We start from the raw sequence: 20,472 nt of genomic DNA on the forward strand, positions 1-20,472 counted from the left end.
ACTGTAAATATGCAAGAAATAAGAATGGTGGATCTTCAGGCTCAGTATAAACGACTGAAACCTGAGATTGATGAGGCAATGGCCGATGTTATTGAGCAAACGGCTTTTATAAACGGCACCGCTGTTAAAACGTTCCAGGGCAACCTGGAAAAATACCTGAAAGTAAAGCATGTCATTCCCTGTGCCAACGGAACCGACGCACTGCAGGTGGCCCTTATGGCTCTTGGTTTAAAGGAGGGTGACGAGATCATAACCTCTACCTTTACTTTTATAGCCACAGTCGAAGTGATTGCCCTCTTAAAACTCAAACCTGTACTGGTTGATGTTGATCTGAATACCTTTATGCTTATACCGGAGCAGGTTGAAGAAGCTATAACTGAAAAAACAAAGGCCATTATCCCGGTGCACTTATTCGGCCAGGGAGCTGATATGAACCGTTTAATGGAGATTGCACACAAGCATCATCTCAAAGTTATTGAAGACACCGCTCAGGCCATTGGCAGTAATTACCAGTACAACAAGCAGGTTCAGAAGCTTGGCACCATTGGTGACATAGGCTGTACGTCCTTTTTCCCATCTAAAAACCTTGGGTGCTTTGGTGATGGTGGAGCCTGTTTTACCAATGATGATGATCTGGCGGCTCAAATGAGAATGATCGTCAACCATGGTTCGGAAAAAAAATACCACCACAAGGTTATAGGCGTCAATTCTCGCCTCGATACACTGCAGGCATCAGTTTTAAACGTAAAATTAAGAGAGCTGGATGACTTTAATGATCGTCGGCGCAAGGCTGCTGATTTTTATGACGGCGCCTTTAAAGATCACAATGCCATTCAAATACCGACCAGAACGCAAGGGTGCGTTCATACTTTTCATCAATACACCCTTCGGGTTAAAGATGGTAAACGTGATGAACTCCAGGCCTATCTGAAAGAAAAAAAGATTCCTTCAATGGTATATTATCCGGTGGCACTTCACCTGCAAGAAGCATTTGGGCATTTTATGAAAAAAACGCATAACTTACCCAATGCCGAGCAACTATGTAAAGAAGTACTGTCTTTACCTATGCACACAGAGCTCTCCATTGAGCAACTAAATTATATTACGGACGCCATCCTGGCATTTTTTGAGTAACAAATATGAATGATCAAGACTATTTTTTTCATGAAACCGCTGTCATTGATGACAACTGCACTATTCATAAAGGTGTAAAAATCTGGCATTTCTCGCACATTATGTCAGGTTGTGAAATAGGTGAAAACTGCAACCTGGGACAAAATGTGGTTGTATCGCCAGATGTGAAGCTGGGCAAGAATGTCAAGGTGCAGAATAATGTATCTATTTATACAGGCGTCATTTGTGAAGACGATGTTTTTTTGGGTCCGTCAATGGTTTTTACCAATGTTACCAACCCGCGAAGCGCCGTTAACCGACGTGGTCAATATCAAACGACCGTTGTTAAAAAAGGGGCTACTATTGGAGCCAACGCAACCATTGTTTGTGGTCATGATATTGGCGAATTTGCTTTTATTGGCGCGGGTGCGGTGGTCACTAAAACCATCCCGCCCTATGCCCTGGTGGTTGGTAATCCTTCACAGCAAATAGGCTGGATGAGCGAGTATGGTCACCGTCTTGAATTCGATGCAGATGGTTTGGCCGTTTGCCCTGAAAGTAAAGAAAGATACAGACTAAGCAATGATACTGTTGAAAAAATAAACGATTAAATCAATACAAACCATCTGAATAATAAAACCTCAACTATGTTACAAGAATTACTAGCAAAAGAAAAGAAACTATCGGTTATCGGGCTTGGATACGTTGGCTTACCAATCGCTTTGGAGTTTGCCCGGAAAATGTCAGTTATCGGATTTGATATTAAAGAGGATCGTGTTGAGCTGATGCGCCAGGGTATTGACCCGAGTAATGAACTTGAAGCTGAAGCTTTTGAAGGGTGCGACATTAAATACACCAGCAAGGCAGAGGACCTGAAAGAAGCTAATTTTCATGTGGTTGCAGTACCTACACCTATAAACACCCACAACCTGCCTGATCTGACTCCCCTCTTAAGTGCAACGCGCGCCGTTGGTAAGATTTTAAAGAAAGGCGACTATGTGGTTTTTGAATCAACTGTTTACCCGGGCTGTACCGAAGATGATTGTGTACCAATTTTAGAAAAGGAATCAGGCTTGAAACTCAATGAAGACTTTAAAGTTGGTTTTAGTCCCGAACGAATTAACCCGGGTGATAAAGAACATACACTGACTAAGATCTTAAAGATCGTTTCAGGCAGTGATACCGGGTCAGCCAATGTAATTGAGGAGGTATATGCCAGTATAATTACCGCTGGTATTCATAAGGCCAGCTCAATAAAAGTAGCCGAGGCTGCAAAGATCATTGAGAACACCCAACGCGATGTCAACATTGCCCTGATGAATGAGCTGTCACTCATTTTTGACCGCATGGACATCAATACTTTTGAGGTACTCGAAGCGGCAGGCACCAAGTGGAACTTCCTTCGCTTCTTCCCTGGCCTGGTCGGTGGTCACTGTATCGGCGTTGACCCGTATTACCTGACCTATAAGGCGAATGAACTGGGATACCATTCCAAAATTATTACAGGAGGTCGTTTTATAAACGATTCAATGGGTGGCTATGTGGCCAAAACAGTTGTTAAGAAAATGATCTCAAATGGCAATAAGATCAATGGCGCCAAGGTATTGATCATGGGAGCTACCTTTAAAGAAAATGTAAGTGACATTCGAAATTCAAAGGTGGCCGATGTTGTCAACGAGCTAAAATCGTTCAGCATACAGGTGGATGTGGTTGACCCTCATGCATCGTCGGATGAGCTGCAGCACGAATATGGGTATGGATTAATCGAGAAAGTGACTGAAAAGTACAATTCTGTGATCGTAGCTGTTAACCACGATGAATATGCTCAACTGGATGAGGATTACTTTAAAACAATAATGGTTAAAGAAGGTGTATTTGTTGATGTTAAAGGCATCTTCAGAGATAAAATCAAAGATCTGACATACTGGAGCTTATAAAAAGCACCCGGGTTTTAAGGCATAAAAAAACGGTGTATCTAAAAAATAATTGATACACCGTTTATTCGTTCCGTAAACCTTTGTTGGTCTACCTGGTCACTTTCATCATTACTTGTCAAATTCATAGTTGTACTCTTTACCGCCTGAAACTAATGAAACTTTGTACTCGCCCGATGGCAGGTTAGTTAAATCAAACATACCTGAATATGTACTTTCAGAAGGTAGGTTTGAGTTATAAATCTCAGTTCCAAACTTGTCATCAATACTAATGCTCAATGCTGCATTATCAAAGTTCATGTGACTAACAAACAGCTTGTCTTCTGCAACTCTGAAAAATGCTCTTAGCATTTCACTTTTTTCATCTGCACTATCAATTTTAACCAACTCATTGTTTTTAATTGTGAACTTCTCACTTGATGTTTCACTTTTGCTGGTCAATTCAATAGTATACTCTCCATCTTCCAATGAAGTAAGGTCAAATAATTTCTGAAAAGAAGAAGCTCCGTTTATACGTGAACTGGCATAAAGCACATCTCCGTCTGTATCAAAAATTCTTACCCGATAATTCTCAGCTGCATCATAACGAGCTGTAATAACCGCATAGTCGGTTTTTAAATACGAGTTAATAAAGATCTTTCCTTTTGCAAAGGTTACCGCGGGCAATAACGCCAATAAAGCGATTGGCAACATCCTCCTAAATACATTTACTTTTTTCATAGTAAAACTGTTTAAATTGTTAATAATTTGTTTTAACCCCCTTTTTGTAATAGGGTACGATGCAAAAGTAGAATGTTTTTTCTAATCCATTGTAAAAAATAAGGGGTATTTTTGTTAAAAAAACGAAATATCCACTTTTTAACTTCATTTTTAGGGGGTGCAAATGTAAAAAGTGATTTTTTAGGATTTTTTGAGCGATTTTTAAGGGGGTGCTAAAAAATATTTCATTTTTCAGATAGAAAACTCTAAAAAACGACCTAATTCATACCTCAAAGTCATTTTTTATGACACGGACACATTTACTAAAGGCCTCTAAAAAGTGTCAAAAAATCATTTGTTCATTACCTAAATGTTAAAAACACATAAATATTGCTCGTTTTAATTTCAATTCATAAGTCAATTTGCAATTAATATTTCATTTTATCACCAATCAATCTTGTACATCATTTGATTTTTATCGCAATGATCAAATAAGATCTTTGCATCCGGTCAAAATGAAAATGTATTAGTGTATATTAGTAATAGTGAACACCGGTAGTTGTTAGTTTTCAATCTTTCATAAGTATTAAAGGCTTTCAACATACATTGGCAGCACATAAAATTCTGTTTAGGCCTGGTTCCTTGTCAAAAAATTATAATATGGGATATCAAAAAGATTATATATTACGAATGCTGGAAATGATGGCAGAAATGATCGCTATTTTCCTGGGTCTGTTGAAAAAAGGGGATACTAAGCAAGCTGAAAAACGTTTAAACAATGCCTACAGAGATCTTCTAAAAGAGGATGCTGCCTTTTTCAATCAATTACCTGTTGAGCAATTGACCATAGAGCTACTGGAAAAACACAACTACACCCATCAGCATTTAAAGATACTTTCTGAACTGTTCTATGCCGAAGGAGAACTGTCGCTTAAGAAAGATGATAAGCAGAATGCCGGAGTTGTTTTTAAAAAAGCATTATACATCCGTGAGTTTATTGAATCCAGTGTTGCAACTTTCTCATTTGCCGATCAGGAAAGAATAAACTTATTGAAACAAAGAATAAAGGACTTAAGCAGTTCTTAGCCACTTATCGCCCCGATTCCGTCTTTTTTCTAATGGAATACACCCTTTGACTAAGGTAAAAAGAACCTATCTTCTTTCTTTCTTAGGAATCTCCAACTTGTCATATTATATAGGTATTTCAGAACACCATCGTTGAAGGCGAAGTATAATAAGGACGGTATTTAACCTGTTCACATGCTGATATTCAAAAAACAGAAAAATGAGCAGGTACCTGAACACATTGTCTTGCAACTAAACCAACTCCTGATGAGTTGACAAAGCGGGTTTTTAGGATAAGGAGCTACATAGCTCCCCTTTTTTTGCTATTTTAGTTTTGAATCATACGACTCATCATGATAAAAGACAAGATACTTTTCGAAATTGAAGAATGGGCTCAAAAAAAATTAAGTGAACTTGAAGCTGGTCACGATTGGTGGCATATCATTCGTGTTCGAAACAATGCTCAACAGATCCATCAAACAGAAGGTGGCGACTGGAATACCATTCTTTTAGCTGTATTGCTGCATGACATAGCTGACACAAAGTTTTTCGATGAAGTAGAGGCTTTAATGCTTATCGAGCAAAAACTACAAGAATATGACATTGAGCAAAACATGATAGATCATGTCATTAAAATTATTCAAAACCTATCCTTTTCAAAACAGTGGAGCGACAGCTCCTTTACATCAATCGAACTTAAAGTCGTTCAGGATGCAGACAGGTTGGATGCCATTGGAGCGATAGGCATCGCCCGGGCCTTTAGTTATGGAGGTCATAAAGGCCGCGATTTTTACAATCCTAATATCAGTCCACAGGAATATTCGAACATTGATGAATACAGAAAAAGCAATAGTCCGACCATCAATCATTTTTATGAAAAATTACTGCTACTAAAAGATAAGATGAATACACAAACAGGACTTTCAATGGCAAGGGAGCGTCATGCTTTTATGGAAAAATACCTTGAGCAGTTCTTTAATGAGTGGGGAAATAACGATTAACATTCACTATTATTAATTAATTTCACACTCGCTAAAACCTGTCATTAATGTCCACACGTAAACCAACAAACCGAAAAACATCTTCAAAAAAGAAAACGTCCGGTTCTAAGAAGTCATCCTCTTCTAATAAGAGTTTCAAAAAACGCTTGCTTATTTTTGGATTAAAGGCTGCTACTCTAGCCATTGCAGCACTCTTTGTTTTTTGCCTGTTTGTTTATTTAGGTTTATTTGGAGCCTTGCCTTCGGAAGAAGAGTTGTCTAAAATACAAAATCATTCGGCTTCTGAAGTTTATTCCATTGATGAGAAGTTAATGGGGCGCTATTACATTGAACACCGCCTGACAATAGATAACGATCAGATATCTGAATATGTAAAGGAAGGATTAATAGCCACCGAAGACAGTCGCTTTTTTGAGCATAAAGGATTAGACATTATCAGCCTGGGACGCGTTGTTGTACGAACCATCCTGTTCGGTGATAAGGCACAAGGCGGAGGAAGTACCATCAGTCAGCAGCTGGCCAAGAACTTGTATCCCCGTATGCGTTTAGGCTTCCTGACCTTACCCGTTGGTAAAACCAAAGAAATATTTACTGCTGCGCGACTTGAAAACATCTATTCAAAGGACGATATACTTACACTATACCTTAATACCGTACCTTTTGGCGAAGATATTTATGGTATAGAAATAGCCTCGCAACGCTTTTTTGGTAAAAAATCACAGGATCTTAATCCCGCTGAAGCAGCAACACTGGTGGGTATGCTGGCAGCCAACACGGCCTATAATCCGCGCCTAAATCCAGAGCGAAGCCTTAAGCGACGTAATATTGTGCTGAGCCGCATGCACGAGCATGGCACCTTAAGCGAGAACCAATACAATAAATGGAAGCAGAGCAAAATAAAACTCAATTACCGACGCATTGATCATAACACGGGTATTGCCCCCTATTTCAGAGAAAAGATCAGAATACAAGCTCAAGACATACTTGAGGATGAATATGGCGACGAATATGATATTTATTCAGATGGTTTAAAAATATATACTACGATCGATGCCCAGTTGCAGGAATATGCTGAGAAAGCAGTTGATCAACAAATGACACGCTTACAGGATGAATTTGACCGTCACTGGAAAGGTCGTTCGGCCTGGGCAAAACATCCGCAGGTATATACCAATGCCTTACGTCAGTCGCGTCGTTACCAGAAAATGAAGGAAGCCGGCCAAACCGACGAGGATATTTTTAAGGCCATGGAGAAAAAAGTGCCGATGACCATTTTTACCCATTCAGGTGAAAAAAAAGTACAAATGAGTCCGGTCGATTCGGTCAAGCACTACCTGATGCTGCTCAACACCGGCTTTGTGGCAATGAACCCCCGCAACGGTCATGTGTTATCGTGGGTTGGAGGCATCGATCATAAAACCTACCAATACGACCACGTTACGTCGCGTCGACCTGTTGGCTCAACCTTTAAACCAATATTGTATGCAGCAGCCCTTGAAGATGGGGTTGATCCCTGCGATTTTATTTCCAACGAACAGGTTGTTTATGAGGATTACGACGACTGGAACCCTGCCAACAGCAATGGAAAGCATGATGGATATTACTCAATGAAGGGTGGCCTTGCCAACTCTGTTAATACAGTTAGTGCTAAACTCATTACTCAAATAGGTGTGCGTAAAGTAGTAAACCTTGCTGAAGACATGGGCATTGATGAAGATATTCCAAACTATCCATCCATTGCACTTGGTACTGCAGAATTGTCGTTACTGGACATGGTGTCGGCCTATACAACCTTTCCCAATTACGGACGACCTGTTGCACCCGTTATGCTCTTACGCATCGAAGACAGGGATGGAAATGTTTTATATGAGAATGAAGGCGAGGTACCAAAAGATGAAGTTTTCGATGATGATGTGGCCTATTTCATAGTTGAGATGATGCGAGGAGTTGTGGAACGAGGAACAGCAGGTTCCCTTCGCAAGGTTTTTAATCTGAAAAGTGAGCTGGCAGGTAAAACCGGAACAACACAAGATAACTCCGACGGCTGGTTTATTGGCTATACACCAAATATTGTTGCCGGCGCATGGGTTGGTAACGATCAGCCATCAATCAGGTTCCGCTCAACAGCCCTTGGAAGTGGCGGACACATGGCTTTACCCATATTTGCCCGCTTTATGCAACGCCTTGAAAAAGACCGCAGTCGCTATCAGTACCACAAAGGCTCGTTTTATGTTGTACCTTCAAGATTACAAAAACATCTGATGTGTGATGATTATTCAGAGACAGATCCGGACAAGAGTTTCTTTGATAAATTATTCGATGATTTTGACAAACCCGATTCTCTGAAACTTAAGAAACAACAAGAGCGTGAAGCCAGAAAAGAAGAGCGCAAAAAGACTGATCATAAAAGCGTTATTCAAAAAATGAAGGATCTATTCAAGAAAAAGAAATAACATCATCAGAGTTAACTCATCGAATGATCATCGACCATCATTGTTAGTCATTCGAAGAGTTAATGAATAGCTAATAAGCTCCTTAACCAAACTCCGTTTTCAGATCTGTGGTAAATTGTCTTATTTGCTGTTCATTGGTTTTTGGACAGATCAACAGGGCTTTATCTGACTGAACCACAATGTAATCTTTCAGCCCCTGAATAACAGCAGTTGTACCCTTGGGCAGGTGAACTACACTATCCTCTGTATCGTATAATAAAACCTTACCACTCAACACAGCATTATTATCCATACTTCGTTCCGAGTTTTCATGCAGCGATGTCCATGTTCCAAGGTCAGACCAACCAAAATCGACAATTTGCACATAAACATTGTTGGCCTTTTCCATAACGCCATAGTCAATAGAGATATTTCGACAATCTACATAAGTATCGTACAAAGCTTTTTCTTCAGCCTCTGTAGCAACTGCCGGATAAAAATTATTGAACAAAGTGGCAACTTCCCGCAGGTGCTTCTCAAATGCCTCTTCAACACTTGCCAGGGACCAGATAAAAATACCCGAGTTCCAAAAAAACTCGCCACTCTCCAACAATATTTTGGCCATTTCCAGATTTGGCTTTTCAGTAAAAGTCTTTACCTTATTAAAATTCTCAGGCAAGCCATTTTCATGTTCAACCTGGATGTATCCGTATCCGGTTTCAGGCCGGCTTGGCTTGATACCCAAGGTCAATAAAATGTTTTTGTCTTCAACGAAGTTAAGGCCGTTCACAATCTTCTCGCGAAACACCTCTTCATTTATAATAAGGTGATCAGATGGGGTGACAACGATATTAGCGTTGGGGTTCTTCTTTTTTATAACTGCATTGGCAAATGCAATACAAGGGGCTGTATTACGGCGTAAAGGCTCTGCCAGAACCTGTTCGGGCACAATTTCAGGCAGTTGTTCAAGCACCAGGTCCTTATAGGCCTTACTGGTTACTATGAGTATGTTTTCGATCGGACAAATTGGTTTAAAACGTTCAAACGTTTGCTGAAGTAATGATTTCCCGGTTCCCGTAATATCAAGAAATTGCTTGGGAGTTTCAGTAGTGCTCAAGGGCCAAAAGCGTCTGCCAACACCACCTGCCATTATTACACAGTATGTATTGTTATTCATGCATTTATTAGTTTATCAGGTTACAAGGTACTCCAAAGAAAAACTTAATCATAACAACTAATTGAATTGAATGAGTAAATTTCACTTTCTCTGATCATAGATGAATGTATTTACAAATACTAAAGTTGTATCTTGCTGCAGAATTTGTAATATTATTACTTTTATAATACTAAATTACGGACTATTTTCCATATCGCAATGAGAATTTTTTACCACCTTGGTCGTTATACACTCTTTTTAAAAAAAGTTTTTGGCAAGCCCGAAAAACACGCCATTTTTCTAAAGCAGATCGTGCGTGAAATCGATAAGCTTGGTATTGACTCATTGGGCATTGTAATCATCATATCCATATTCATGGGCGCGGTGATCACCCTGCAGACAGCCTATAATATTGACATGCCTATTATACCAAAGTACACCGTAGGACTGGCCGCGCGTGATTCTATCCTGTTGGAATTTTCATCAACGATCGTTGGTCTGATACTGGCAGGTAAGGTAGGTTCCAACATTGCTTCAGAAATTGGCACCATGCGTGTAACGGAGCAAATCGATGCACTTGAGATCATGGGAATCAATCCGGCCGGGTATTTGGTTTTACCCAAGGTTGTTGCCTTTGTGTTTATCATTCCTGCCCTTACAATTATTAGTATGGGTGTTGGTATTTCAGGCGGATATATGGCCGGCTCATTAACAGGCGAAGTTCCGGGACCCGAATATGTTTATGGAATTCAATATGCCTTTCAGCCGTTTTACATTGTTTACGCACTTATCAAATCGGTTGTATTCGCATTTATCATAGCCACCATATCGGCCTATTGGGGCTATCACGTGCAGGGCGGCGCTTTGGAAGTTGGTAAAGCCAGTACGAAGGCGGTTGTTGCAAGCAGCATTCAGATCTTATTATTCAACCTTATTCTTACACAACTATTGCTAGCATGATAGAGGCTATTGACATACATAAATCGTTTGGCGACAAAGAGATATTAAAAGGTATTTCAACGGTGTTTGAAAAGGGTAAAACCAACCTTATTATTGGACAAAGCGGCTCAGGTAAGACTGTACTGCTTAAATCACTTGTCGGTTTACATGATGTAACATCGGGTGATATACGTTATGACGGCCACAGCTTTTTAAATTTAGACCAGGCCAGCAAAAAACGTCTGCGTCAGGACATAGGCATGCTGTTTCAGGGCTCGGCACTCTTTGACTCACTAACTGTTGAAGAAAACGTACGTTTTCCTTTGGACATGTTTACCGACTGGAGTGAAGAAGAACGACGTGAACGCGCCAACTTCTGTATTAACCGTGTTAAATTGGAGAATGCCAATGATAAGTTTCCTTCTGAAATTAGTGGGGGAATGCAAAAGCGTGTGGCCATTGCTCGCGCCATTGCCTTAAATCCTAAATACCTGTTTTGCGATGAGCCAAATTCTGGTCTTGATCCAAGAACATCAATAGTTATTGATGAACTGATTCATGAAATTACCAAAGAGTTTGACATGACTACCATCGTCAACACGCACGATATGAATTCCGTTATGGGAATAGGCGAAAACATAATATTTATCTACCAGGGTAATAAACTATGGGAAGGCACTAAAGATGATATTTTCCATGTGCAAAATAAGGAACTGGAAGATTTTATTTTTGCTTCGAAACTATTCAAACAAATAAGGGACAATAATTATTAATGCTTTTAACCCATCGGATGACTATCAACGATCGTTGATGGTCATCCGATGGGATAAGAGCAATACTTCTATTTACTTTTTAAAGTTGTATTGCATATCGTAATGAAGCGGATGCGATAAGCTCGCTTCAGTATTAAGCGGTTCACCTGCAATTCTTCTAATGGCCTTCAACCGCGCATTTGCTGGTGCCACACCCGTTAACTCTTTTAATGCCAATGCAAGGAAGTCTTCATTCGGATCTCCCAATTCCAGTAATTCTGGTGCATCAATAAAGTCTATGCGTTCCTGATCCGGTATTAAACCTTCGTCATAACTAATTGAGTTTGTCTTATTTTCAGCACGCATCACAATTGGTTGAATGGCCCATGAGTGTCTCTCATCAGGATCACTTAAGGTAATTGACCCATAATACTTTCCATGCGTCTGTTCTCCAATATGATATACTTCCATATGTGGGTCAAGTCCATAAATAACCATCTCACTTGCAGATGCCGTTTTAAAAGTCGATAATACTGCAAGCTTTTCAAGGTTAAGATTATTTGCATTTTCAATCAGACGATCTACATACAAATCAGTTTCATTGGGATATTCCCTGTTAAAATAATTGGTCAGGTTGGTATTGTAATTTGTTCGCAACAAAACATCACCTATACTATTGGCTGGTGCAATCATACTACTCAATAGAATAGCCGAGTTTACAGATCCTCCGCTATTGTATCTTAAGTCAAGGACAAGCTTATCTACTCCCTGACTTTTAAAATCGGCGAATACAGCCTGCAACTCTTCATCATAGTCACTCACAAATGAAGTATAAACAAGGTAGCCAACCTTTGAGTTGCCATGTTCAATTACCTTGCTCAGTAATATTGGATTGCTCTGCCATTCAACGGCTGTTAAATTAACCGATGGTGTTTCATCTGTTATAGTTAAATCCTCATTTAACACACCAAATGTCATGGTATAGGTGTCCTGATTTAATAATTCAGAATAATTCGATATGGTCATCTGTTTACCATCTATTTTATGAAACATTCGTCCCCTGTATACTCCTCCCGACAGATCAGCAGGCGACCCGGGTTCAACATACTCTATAAAACCCACTAAATCCTCTGAATCTGCAGTAAGCCTGAACAACCTTATTGAATGCCCCATTGACTTACTTATGCCCGAAAAATAGTTATTTAGAGCTTCAACATCGTCAGTAATAAATGACCATCTGTCAACCTGTGTATATAGTAATTTGTCAAAAAATTCATAGGTATCCGCTTCCTGTGTATAATCAAGATCAGGCATGTCTGTGTTCCAGAAATATGCAAATTCCATATTATCCCAGACAAATTTATTAATAGCTTGTACTTCTAACGGAACTTGGTTGGGATCGACCGGCTCAATTTTATCATCATCACAAGATGTTATAATTGTCAGTCCAATAAAAATAAAGAGAAAGTAGAATAATTTTAAATCTTTCATGTGTGTAGATTTTGAATTGTTTACGATATTTAAAACTACTAATTCATTTGAATATTATATCAAAACGTGCAGAAAAACACTCAATATTACATCGTATGGCCTGCCGAACAAGTCGACATGCCAAAGCCTCAAGAGGCTTTACACAATCTGGATCTGGTTGATAAGCTAAATAAATATGTTCCCCATATATTAAAGAAAGAAAAACGTATTTTGGTTCATCGCTCACTAAGTTTCATACAACGCCTTAGCTTGCCCAAAGGCTATCCGTTTAGAAACGGGCAACAAACAAATACAAAAGGCTGTATTGTGTGGACAGACTATAGTATCAGTAGCTGGCCTTTATTACTTTCACTTTTAAAATCAGACAAGCGATCTTTTGACCAGGTACTTTACCAATACTTTATTAAGAACGATAAGCTCATACCTGACTGGAACATCATTAAACAACAGTTGGTTGAGCACCATACCGTCATAAAGTCCATCAGCATCGATGAACTAGACAGGTGGTATGACGAGATAAGTGCTACATTAATCAGGCCTCAGGCTTACCACGAGCTTTACCAGTGGTTTGGATCTGATGTTCGTGATATAGGTTATGATGCATTTGATTACTTTATGGAATCGCGTAACACCGTTGATGCATGGCAACAAGCCATTAACAAGCATTTGGGAAGCATCAGCAACCTACCCAAGGAACAAAACGATTACTTAATGAACAAGTATCTTAACAAGATAATTAATGAATAGATAGATCAGATCATTGAAGTTTTAAAAACCTTTCAGTCTGTTTATCTTTGAGAAAAAACAATTATGATGAAAATATCATACGAACAAATAAAAGAAGCCGCTGCATTTATTGAGCAGCAGGGGGTGGAAAGTCCTCAGGTTGGTATCATTCTAGGCACCGGCCTGGGCGGATTGGTTAGTAGTATCAACATTGAGAAAGAAATAGACTATGCCACTATTCCTAATTTTCCGGTTTCGACGGTAGAGTCACACAAAGGCAAGTTGATCTTTGGCGAACTGGAAGGTAAAAAAGTACTGGCTATGCAAGGTCGCTTTCATTATTATGAAGGCTATAGCATGCAACAGATCACCCTTCCGGTGCGTGTAATGAAGTTATTAGGCATTAAGCAACTATTGATCTCCAATGCGGCAGGAGCTGTTAATCTTGACTACAAAAAAGGCTCATTAATGTTAATTGACGATCATATCAATTTACTTCCTGAGAACCCCTTAACAGGTCAGAATATCAATGAACTGGGTCCCAGGTTCCCTGATATGAGTCAGCCATTTGATAAAAACATCAATCAACTCTTAAAGAAAGCGGCAAGTGAAGAAAACGTTACACTTCACGAAGGAGTGTATGCCTCGGTACCCGGGCCTAACCTTGAAACCTGTGCGGAATATCGTTATATCAAGATAATTGGTGGTGATGCCGTTGGTATGTCTACTGTACCTGAAGTTATTGTGGCAAACCATATGAACCTGCCTTGTGCCGCTGTTTCAGTATTGACAGATGAATGCGACCCGGCCAATTTGCATCCCGTTAGCTTACAGGAAATATTAGATGTGGCTGCCGAAGCTGAAAAAGGTCTGATCAAGATTTTCAGAAAAGTTGTTGCGGCATTGTAAAAAGGCCGGACATCAGCAAGGCAACTTGTCTAACTCATAAAAAAAGGATCACACTTAAATACCCTGTGTGATCCTTTTTTCTTCGGCAATAGTGCCCAATTACTTATTCTGTATAGCCATAATTCGGCTAATGTATTTTCCTAAGATATCAAACTCAATATTAATGGTTGAGCCCACTTCGATCTGGTGGAAATTTGTGAAATCGTGCGTGTATGGTATAATGGCAACTGAAAACTGGTCATCCTTGCTATTTACAACAGTAAGACTAACACCGTTAACTGTTACCGAACCTTTTTCAACGGTCATATAACCTTCAGCAGCTTTTTCTTTGTCAATCACATACTGGAAAGTATAATACCAACTTCCATCGGCTTCTTTAACATCAATACATTTAGCTGTCTGGTCAACATGTCCCTGCACAATATGTCCGTCCAAGCGGCCATTCATGATCATGCTGCGCTCCAGATTTACCTTGTCACCAATTTTTAACAAGCCCAGGTTCGACTTCTCAAGTGTTTCTTTAATAGCTGTTACCGTGTAAGTTTTACCTTCTTTCTTAACAACAGTCAAACAAACGCCATTGTGTGCAATACTCTGATCAATCTTCAACTCATCGGTAAATGTACACTCCAGTGTCAAATGAAGATTTCCTTTATCTTGCTCTAAGCCTACTACCACTGCGGCTTCTTCTACAATACCTGAAAACATTTTAAAGCTCTTTTATGTTAGAAACTATCTGATTATCTGAACCGCTAAAATACCAAATAAATTAGACCTATGATGTAAGATTTTAATTTAAGACTTAAACATTTACCGTTTAAGCACACAATACTTTTTAGCAGATAATATTATTTGTATTTTTCGCTTCAGAATTTAAGTCTGGAGTCCTGGATCATAACTATTTTAAAGAAAACACCATGACAACAATAAAAACAAAATACCTGGGAGGTCTTCGTACCGAAAATATCCACCTGCAATCAGGCGCTAAGATTATTACCGATGCACCCTGCGATAACCGTGGCAAGGGAGAGTCCTTTTCGCCAACTGATATGTTGGCAACTGCACTGGGTAACTGCATTATGACCATAATGGGCATTAAGGCCATGGACAACAACATTGATATTGAAGGCACTGAACTGGATATTACTAAGGTCATGGCTGAAAACCCACGCCGGGTTGCTGAAGTTATAATTGAATTCAATTTCCCGGATAAAGGGTATAGCGATGATGAAAAAGCTTTGATTGAGAGTGTTGCCGGCACAAGTCCTGTGCCATTGAGCGTGCATCCGGACCTTAAGCAAACCATTACTTTTAACTGGTAAATACTTCCTATGATATTAGTAACCGGTGCTACGGGATTAGTAGGTTCTCATCTGTTAAATGCTTTAATTAAGAAAGGCAATAAAGTTAGGGCCTTATACCGTTTTGAGGATAGTAAAGCTACCGTTAAGGCAATTTTCGAACACTACAACACCAACAACTTTGAGTCCATTGAGTGGTTTAAAGCCGATTTAATGGACTATTTCCTCTTGCGTGATGCCATGAAAGACATTGATACGATCTATCATTGCGCGGCCATGGTTTCGTTTAAACCCAGTGACCGCAATGCAATGTTCACTATAAATGTTGAGGGCACTGCCAACCTTGTTAACGCAGCAATCGAACTTGGCATCAGTCGTTTTTGCCACGTTAGTTCCATTGCCACATTGGGTAAGTCTCAAAATGGAGAACTCATCGATGAAAGCACTTTCTGGCAGAACGATGATAACCATTCGGTCTATTCACAAAGCAAGTTCAGGGCCGAAATGGAAGTGTGGCGTGGCACCAAGGAAGGTCTGAACGCTGTTGTGGTCAACCCCTCTGTTATTATAGGACCTTGCCCTGACGAACAAAGTTCAGGACAATTAATAAACACCCTGAGCAAGAACATGACATTTTATACGGGAGGAGGTACGGGCTTTGTTGACGTGCGTGATGTCGTGGATGCTATGATTGCCATATGCAGTTCAGAGTACGTCAATGAGCGCTTTGTTATTAATGGTGAAAACCTCAAGTACCAGGAATTGATGAACACTGCTGCCAGGATATTTAAGGTTAAGCCTCCAAATATTAAGGCCAACAGGATATTAACAGGACTTGCCTGGCGTTTTGAGCGGCTTAAATACATGCTTTGGCGTACCGCTCCCAAAATGACAAAGGAAACGGCAAGAACCTCACAAAACCAGTCGAAATACTCAAGTGAAAAGCTCATTAACGCTTTTGGTAACAACTTTTATTCCATTGAAGAAGCCTTAGTTAATGTGGCTGAGTTCAGGAGATAAACTTCCCTTCGACAAGCTCAGGAAACGGGAACCTGCATACAACCGCTCCCCGAGCCTGCCCAAGGAAGGTATAAGAAGGGCGATCAACATTAATGCTGATCGCCCTTTTACTATTTAACTTAACCTGATTAAATTCGGCTTACCAGCTCCTTAATCACTTTTGTCATTTTTGGTTCAGCAGCCGCAGCTACCTCCTGCACCTCCTCATGCGATACCTCAACAATTTGTCCCGGCACGCCTGAATCGGTGATGATTGAAATCCCAAAACATTGCATGTCCATGTGACGGGCAACAATTACCTCTGGTACAGTAGACATACCAACAGCGTCCGCACCAAGGATACGAAACATCTTATACTCGGCAGGAGTTTCAAAAGTAGGGCCCGTTGTACCAACATATACCCCTTGTTTCAGATCAATATTATTCTCTTGACCGATCTTAATGGCTTCAGCAATGAACTTTTTACTATAAGGTTCACTCATATCGGGGAATCGGGGTCCCAGTTCATTGTTGTTCTTACCAATTAAAGGATTGTCACCAAACATATTGATCTGGTCATTTATCACCATAATATCACCTACCGCATAGTCAGGGTTAAGTCCACCGCTGGCGTTAGAAACGAACAGGGTTTCAATACCCAGTTGCTTCATAACTCTCACCGGAAACGTAACCTCCTTCATATCGTAGCCTTCATAGTAATGAAAACGTCCTTGCATGGCCAGGATAGGCACATTATTAATTGTTCCGAAAATCAACCGGCCACTGTGTCCTTCAACAGTTGAAACAGGAAAATTTGGTATCTCTTCATATGAAATTGACTTCTCAATTTCAATTTCCTGAACTAGTCCTCCCAGTCCGGTTCCTAAAATAATTCCGATTGCGGGGTTAAGCTTACTCTGATTACGCAGGTAATCAGCTGTAATTTGAATGGTCTCTAACATAGTTGCGTATTATATTTTCAAATTTTTCTTGTTCACTAAAAAGTATCCTTAACTCAATTGGTATATACCATGCTTTTCCTTTAACCAGATCGGGAAGCTTGTGGAAACGCACTGCATCCTTTTCTGTTGTGATCAACGATCTTATCTTTTCATCGCTAATAGCACGAGTTATTATGTCAACATCATCTGATGAAAAATGATGGTGATCGGGAAATATGAGTTGATCGTGTACTTTATAGTTATTTTTAAGATGATCTATAAACCCTTCGGGTCGTGCGATACCAGCTAATGCCACTACCGGCATTCCTCCCTGGAAACTCTCCTTATTGTTTTTATCCACCGCTTTGGGTAAACCATAGCTGATAGAGGTAAAAAACACTTGCTGATCATCACTTGCTTTTAGTTTTTTGAGCCAGTAAGCCTTATCCTTGTCTGAAAAGTTTTCAGGGCATTTATTGACCACAATGATATCTGCACGCTTTTGTCCATTCCTGGTTTCCCTTAAATCCCCAGCAGGAAAAGGACAGTCCTTCCACAGGGGACGATTATAATCGATTACCAGGAGCGAAAGACCAGGTTTGACATATCGGTGTTGATAGGCATCATCCATCAATACCACATCAGTCTGCAGGTTTTTCAGAATCAGGTTCATGCCTTCAACCCGCTTTTCGGCAACAGCCACATTGATGGAAGGAAACTTACTTTTTATCTGGAACGGCTCATCTCCGATTGTTTCAGCATTACTGCTTTTATTAGCTAAGAGAGCACCCTTGGTTTTGCGCTTGTAACCACGACTAAGTAAGGTCAGTTTATGATCGCTAATTAAAATTCGAATTAAATACTCCGTCAGAGGTGTTTTACCAGTCCCTCCAACTGTAATGTTACCTATAGAAATTATTGGTAACGAATAGCCCTTAGAGCGTAAGATTCCTGCGTCGAAACACTTGTTTCGAACACTTGTTATCCCGGCATAGAGCAGGCTAAAAGGATATAACAGTTTTCGGATTTGCATCTGGTTATTTAATTCTGACAAAAAAACAGCTTGCCTTGTCCAGGCAAGCTGCCAATATATTATCTCTTTTACTTATTTAATTTCTAAATTATAGGGAACACGTGCCTGTATCTGGTAACCATTTTTCAGGTTTTCCAGTGTTTGGATATACTTGTATTCCTCTCCCATTAATGACTTACCAATAAACATCCGCGCTTCACCGGTCAGTTCCTTCATAAACTGTTCAATCGGATCTTCTGCTTTTGGCAACTCAACAATACCATATTCCTCAAGGCCGGCCGCTTCTTTGGCAAAATCAATCGCTGTATTTAAGCCGCCAATCTCATCAACAAGGTCAATATCCAATGCATTGACGCCGCTCCATACTCGTCCCTGACCAATTTTATCGATTGCTTCTTTTGTTGTTTCACGACCGTCTGCACAACGACCGATAAATGTATCGTATCCTTTAACAATATAGGCCTGTAGCAGCTCTTTCTCTTCCTTTCTGAAAGGGCGAGTTATACTTGGCATATCGGCAAACTCGTTGGTTTTTACACCATCAAAGCTCACGCCTATTTTCTTTGTCAGGCCTTCTGCGTTAGGGATCATCCCGAAAATTCCAATTGAACCTGTGAGCGTTGTCGGGTTGGCAACAATTTTTTCGGCGGCACATGAAATATAGTAACCTCCTGAAGCTGCATAATTACCCATGGACACAATTACAGGCTTTTCCTGTTGTGCCAGCTCAACTTCACGCCAGATAATTTCTGAACCTAATGCCGAACCGCCAGGTGAATTAACCCTGAAAACAATGGCTTTAATTGAGCTGTCACGACGAGCTTTACGGATCGTTTTTGATAACTTATCTGATTTGATACCATCAGAAGAAGTTCCGTCAATATCACCTTCAGCATAAATAACTGCAATTTTCTCTTTTATAAATACCTTACCGTTTGGCACGTATACTTTAGCATATTTATTGCTTTTAACAGCTTCAAGGTCATCATCTTCATCAACTCCAATAAGCTCTTTTAATTCGCTAATCACCTCATCTTTATACTTCAAGCCATCAATTAATCCCGATTCAACCAGCGAGTTATCTGTACGAAACATGGGCATTTCATCAGCCAGCTCAGACACCTTCTCGGGAGTTAATCCGCGTGCTTCCGCAATTCCGCCTTTTACATGGTCCCACATTGAATTAAGATAAACTTCTGTTTGAAGGCGGGCTGGTTCACTCATTTTCTCCAACAAGAAAGGTTCAACGGCAGATTTGAATTTACCATGTTTAAAAACCTGTATCTCAACGCCAACTTTTTCCAGGGCTTTTTTGAAGAAGGTACGCTCCGCATACATTCCTTTAAGCTCCAGCATGCCCGATGGGTTCAAATAAACTTTATCAGCAACAGAAGACAGGTAGTAAGCTTTCTGAGTATATACAGGGGCAAAACTATAGATGAATTTGCCTGATGACTTAAAATCGATCAAGGCATTGCGTATTTCTTCAAGAGTAGCGTAGCCAGCTTGTACCATGCCTGATTCGAGCACAATACCTGTTATATTTTCATCACGTTTAGCTTTCTCGATATTCTTTAATAATCGGTTCAGACCTTCAGGCGAGGGCTCTCCGGTTAAAGAAGATAAAGCATCAGCAAAAGGATCTTCAGTAACACGATCAACGATTGGTCCGTTTAAATCCAATAAAAGGATGGTGTTTTCACTAATTTTTGTTTCTTTATCGCCCAAAGAGGCCATAGCTGAAAACATACCAATAAGTAATATTAACAGCACAAATGCTGCTACTATGCCTCCGGCAAATGTAGCTAACAGGTATTTAAAAAATTTCACCATAATGATAGAATTGAGTTTAGTGTTGTTGAGTCGTTCAACATCGTTTAAACAAAAGTATTAAAAAAACACTTACAATTATATCTTAAATATTCGTTACAAATATAGTGAACCATTTGGTCGGTTTTCATTTCTAAAACGTTAAATTTTA

19 protein-coding genes are annotated in these 20,472 nt (G+C 39.9%); 12 read left to right on the forward strand and 7 right to left on the reverse strand.

Features of this window, described 5'->3' with window-relative positions; all coding sequences use genetic code 11:
* The first annotated feature begins 9 nt into the window (after positions 1 to 9).
* The 3 genes from ACRD69_RS04530 to ACRD69_RS04540 are packed head-to-tail and all read left to right on the forward strand — an operon-like array spanning position 10 to position 3,050.
* Positions 10 to 1,134 carry a DegT/DnrJ/EryC1/StrS family aminotransferase gene (locus ACRD69_RS04530; protein WP_430813876.1) on the forward strand — a complete coding sequence of 375 codons (1,125 nt, stop codon included), beginning with the start codon at positions 10 to 12 and terminating at the stop codon, positions 1,132 to 1,134.
* Between the two features lie 5 nt (positions 1,135 to 1,139).
* Entirely contained in the window at positions 1,140 to 1,724 is a 585-nt protein-coding gene (locus ACRD69_RS04535) for an acyltransferase (protein ID WP_430813877.1), read from the forward strand.
* Between the two features lie 36 nt (positions 1,725 to 1,760).
* Positions 1,761 to 3,050, forward strand: coding sequence for a nucleotide sugar dehydrogenase (locus ACRD69_RS04540; RefSeq protein ID WP_430813878.1), 1,290 nt, complete (start codon positions 1,761 to 1,763; stop codon positions 3,048 to 3,050).
* Positions 3,051 to 3,158: 108 nt separating this feature from the next.
* On the opposite strand, the gene ACRD69_RS04545 is transcribed toward ACRD69_RS04540, so the two are convergent.
* Positions 3,159 to 3,767, reverse strand: coding sequence for a T9SS type A sorting domain-containing protein (locus ACRD69_RS04545; protein ID WP_430813879.1), 609 nt, complete (start codon positions 3,765 to 3,767; stop codon positions 3,159 to 3,161).
* 639 nt (positions 3,768 to 4,406) lie between these two features.
* On the opposite strand from ACRD69_RS04545, the gene ACRD69_RS04550 reads away from it, so the two are divergent.
* The 3 genes from ACRD69_RS04550 (at position 4,407) to ACRD69_RS04560 (ending at position 8,265) form a co-directional block, all read left to right on the forward strand.
* Complete coding sequence (locus ACRD69_RS04550; protein WP_430813880.1) at positions 4,407 to 4,832, forward strand: hypothetical protein; 426 nt, start codon at positions 4,407 to 4,409, stop codon at positions 4,830 to 4,832.
* 332 nt (positions 4,833 to 5,164) lie between these two features.
* Positions 5,165 to 5,812, forward strand: a complete 648-nt coding sequence (locus ACRD69_RS04555) for an HD domain-containing protein (protein ID WP_430813881.1) — start codon at positions 5,165 to 5,167, stop codon at positions 5,810 to 5,812.
* Positions 5,813 to 5,859: 47 nt separating this feature from the next.
* A complete protein-coding gene (locus ACRD69_RS04560; RefSeq protein ID WP_430813882.1) occupies positions 5,860 to 8,265 on the forward strand; it encodes a penicillin-binding protein 1A in 2,406 nt (801 codons plus the stop codon).
* 82 nt (positions 8,266 to 8,347) lie between these two features.
* On the opposite strand, the gene ACRD69_RS04565 is transcribed toward ACRD69_RS04560, so the two are convergent.
* Entirely contained in the window at positions 8,348 to 9,421 is a 1,074-nt protein-coding gene (locus ACRD69_RS04565) for a mannose-1-phosphate guanylyltransferase (protein ID WP_430813883.1), read from the reverse strand.
* Positions 9,422 to 9,619: 198 nt separating this feature from the next.
* On the opposite strand from ACRD69_RS04565, the gene ACRD69_RS04570 reads away from it, so the two are divergent.
* Complete coding sequence (locus tag ACRD69_RS04570; protein WP_430813884.1) at positions 9,620 to 10,360, forward strand: MlaE family ABC transporter permease; 741 nt, start codon at positions 9,620 to 9,622, stop codon at positions 10,358 to 10,360.
* On the forward strand, positions 10,357 to 11,112 hold the full coding sequence (locus ACRD69_RS04575) for an ABC transporter ATP-binding protein (RefSeq protein ID WP_430813885.1): 756 nt from the start codon (positions 10,357 to 10,359) through the stop codon (positions 11,110 to 11,112). Before ACRD69_RS04570 ends, ACRD69_RS04575 begins: the two co-directional genes overlap by 4 nt.
* Before the next feature lie 72 nt (positions 11,113 to 11,184).
* On the opposite strand, the gene ACRD69_RS04580 is transcribed toward ACRD69_RS04575, so the two are convergent.
* Complete coding sequence (locus tag ACRD69_RS04580; protein ID WP_430813886.1) at positions 11,185 to 12,582, reverse strand: S41 family peptidase; 1,398 nt, start codon at positions 12,580 to 12,582, stop codon at positions 11,185 to 11,187.
* A 117-nt stretch (positions 12,583 to 12,699) separates the two neighbouring features.
* Here ACRD69_RS04580 and ACRD69_RS04585 point away from each other — a divergent pair, with 117 nt between their 5' ends.
* Positions 12,700 to 13,329 carry a hypothetical protein gene (locus tag ACRD69_RS04585; RefSeq protein WP_430813887.1) on the forward strand — a complete coding sequence of 210 codons (630 nt, stop codon included), beginning with the start codon at positions 12,700 to 12,702 and terminating at the stop codon, positions 13,327 to 13,329.
* 66 nt (positions 13,330 to 13,395) lie between these two features.
* Positions 13,396 to 14,217, forward strand: coding sequence for a purine-nucleoside phosphorylase (locus tag ACRD69_RS04590; protein ID WP_430813888.1), 822 nt, complete (start codon positions 13,396 to 13,398; stop codon positions 14,215 to 14,217).
* 99 nt (positions 14,218 to 14,316) lie between these two features.
* Here ACRD69_RS04590 and ACRD69_RS04595 read toward each other — a convergent pair whose 3' ends face one another.
* On the reverse strand, positions 14,317 to 14,925 hold the full coding sequence (locus tag ACRD69_RS04595) for a riboflavin synthase (protein ID WP_430813889.1): 609 nt from the start codon (positions 14,923 to 14,925) through the stop codon (positions 14,317 to 14,319).
* A 209-nt stretch (positions 14,926 to 15,134) separates the two neighbouring features.
* Here ACRD69_RS04595 and ACRD69_RS04600 point away from each other — a divergent pair, with 209 nt between their 5' ends.
* Together ACRD69_RS04600 and ACRD69_RS04605 are read left to right on the forward strand one after the other, a co-directional pair.
* Complete coding sequence (locus ACRD69_RS04600; protein ID WP_430813890.1) at positions 15,135 to 15,539, forward strand: OsmC family protein; 405 nt, start codon at positions 15,135 to 15,137, stop codon at positions 15,537 to 15,539.
* Positions 15,540 to 15,548: 9 nt separating this feature from the next.
* The gene (locus ACRD69_RS04605) at positions 15,549 to 16,538 is read left to right on the forward strand and encodes an NAD-dependent epimerase/dehydratase family protein (protein ID WP_430813891.1); all 990 of its coding nucleotides are present in this window, start codon (positions 15,549 to 15,551) and stop codon (positions 16,536 to 16,538) included.
* Between the two features lie 128 nt (positions 16,539 to 16,666).
* On the opposite strand, the gene ACRD69_RS04610 is transcribed toward ACRD69_RS04605, so the two are convergent.
* The 3 genes from ACRD69_RS04610 to sppA form a co-directional block, all read right to left on the reverse strand.
* Positions 16,667 to 17,479: a purine-nucleoside phosphorylase gene (locus ACRD69_RS04610; protein ID WP_430813892.1), complete on the reverse strand. Its 813-nt coding sequence runs from the start codon at positions 17,477 to 17,479 to the stop codon at positions 16,667 to 16,669.
* The gene (gene lpxK / locus ACRD69_RS04615; RefSeq protein ID WP_430813893.1) at positions 17,451 to 18,491 is read right to left on the reverse strand and encodes a tetraacyldisaccharide 4'-kinase; all 1,041 of its coding nucleotides are present in this window, start codon (positions 18,489 to 18,491) and stop codon (positions 17,451 to 17,453) included. Before lpxK ends, ACRD69_RS04610 begins: the two co-directional genes overlap by 29 nt.
* A 72-nt stretch (positions 18,492 to 18,563) precedes the next feature.
* Positions 18,564 to 20,324, reverse strand: coding sequence for a signal peptide peptidase SppA (gene sppA / locus ACRD69_RS04620; RefSeq protein WP_430813894.1), 1,761 nt, complete (start codon positions 20,322 to 20,324; stop codon positions 18,564 to 18,566).
* Positions 20,325 to 20,472 lie beyond the last annotated feature (148 nt).

Origin of the sequence: Carboxylicivirga agarovorans (assembly GCF_050589845.1) — a bacterium.
In the GTDB taxonomy this organism is placed as follows: Bacteria; Bacteroidota; Bacteroidia; order Bacteroidales; family Marinilabiliaceae; genus Carboxylicivirga; species Carboxylicivirga agarovorans.

Excerpts from the sequence above, each read along its gene's own strand:
- ACRD69_RS04555 (WP_430813881.1), top strand. The coding sequence starts at position 5,165 with ATGATAAAAGACAAGATACTTTTCGAAATTGAAGAATGGGCTCAAAAA.
- ACRD69_RS04605 (WP_430813891.1), top strand. The coding sequence starts at position 15,549 with ATGATATTAGTAACCGGTGCTACGGGATTAGTAGGTTCTCATCTGTTA.
- sppA (WP_430813894.1), bottom strand. The coding sequence starts at position 20,324 with ATGGTGAAATTTTTTAAATACCTGTTAGCTACATTTGCCGGAGGCATA.
- ACRD69_RS04610 (WP_430813892.1), bottom strand. The coding sequence starts at position 17,479 with ATGTTAGAGACCATTCAAATTACAGCTGATTACCTGCGTAATCAGAGT.
- ACRD69_RS04560 (WP_430813882.1), top strand. The coding sequence starts at position 5,860 with ATGTCCACACGTAAACCAACAAACCGAAAAACATCTTCAAAAAAGAAA.
- ACRD69_RS04595 (WP_430813889.1), bottom strand. The coding sequence starts at position 14,925 with ATGTTTTCAGGTATTGTAGAAGAAGCCGCAGTGGTAGTAGGCTTAGAG.
- ACRD69_RS04550 (WP_430813880.1), top strand. The coding sequence starts at position 4,407 with ATGGGATATCAAAAAGATTATATATTACGAATGCTGGAAATGATGGCA.
- ACRD69_RS04590 (WP_430813888.1), top strand. The coding sequence starts at position 13,396 with ATGAAAATATCATACGAACAAATAAAAGAAGCCGCTGCATTTATTGAG.
- lpxK (WP_430813893.1), bottom strand. The coding sequence starts at position 18,491 with ATGCAAATCCGAAAACTGTTATATCCTTTTAGCCTGCTCTATGCCGGG.
- ACRD69_RS04600 (WP_430813890.1), top strand. The coding sequence starts at position 15,135 with ATGACAACAATAAAAACAAAATACCTGGGAGGTCTTCGTACCGAAAAT.
- ACRD69_RS04585 (WP_430813887.1), top strand. The coding sequence starts at position 12,700 with ATGCCAAAGCCTCAAGAGGCTTTACACAATCTGGATCTGGTTGATAAG.
- ACRD69_RS04530 (WP_430813876.1), top strand. The coding sequence starts at position 10 with ATGCAAGAAATAAGAATGGTGGATCTTCAGGCTCAGTATAAACGACTG.
- ACRD69_RS04540 (WP_430813878.1), top strand. The coding sequence starts at position 1,761 with ATGTTACAAGAATTACTAGCAAAAGAAAAGAAACTATCGGTTATCGGG.
- ACRD69_RS04565 (WP_430813883.1), bottom strand. The coding sequence starts at position 9,421 with ATGAATAACAATACATACTGTGTAATAATGGCAGGTGGTGTTGGCAGA.
- ACRD69_RS04535 (WP_430813877.1), top strand. The coding sequence starts at position 1,140 with ATGAATGATCAAGACTATTTTTTTCATGAAACCGCTGTCATTGATGAC.
- ACRD69_RS04580 (WP_430813886.1), bottom strand. The coding sequence starts at position 12,582 with ATGAAAGATTTAAAATTATTCTACTTTCTCTTTATTTTTATTGGACTG.
- ACRD69_RS04570 (WP_430813884.1), top strand. The coding sequence starts at position 9,620 with ATGAGAATTTTTTACCACCTTGGTCGTTATACACTCTTTTTAAAAAAA.
- ACRD69_RS04575 (WP_430813885.1), top strand. The coding sequence starts at position 10,357 with ATGATAGAGGCTATTGACATACATAAATCGTTTGGCGACAAAGAGATA.
- ACRD69_RS04545 (WP_430813879.1), bottom strand. The coding sequence starts at position 3,767 with ATGAAAAAAGTAAATGTATTTAGGAGGATGTTGCCAATCGCTTTATTG.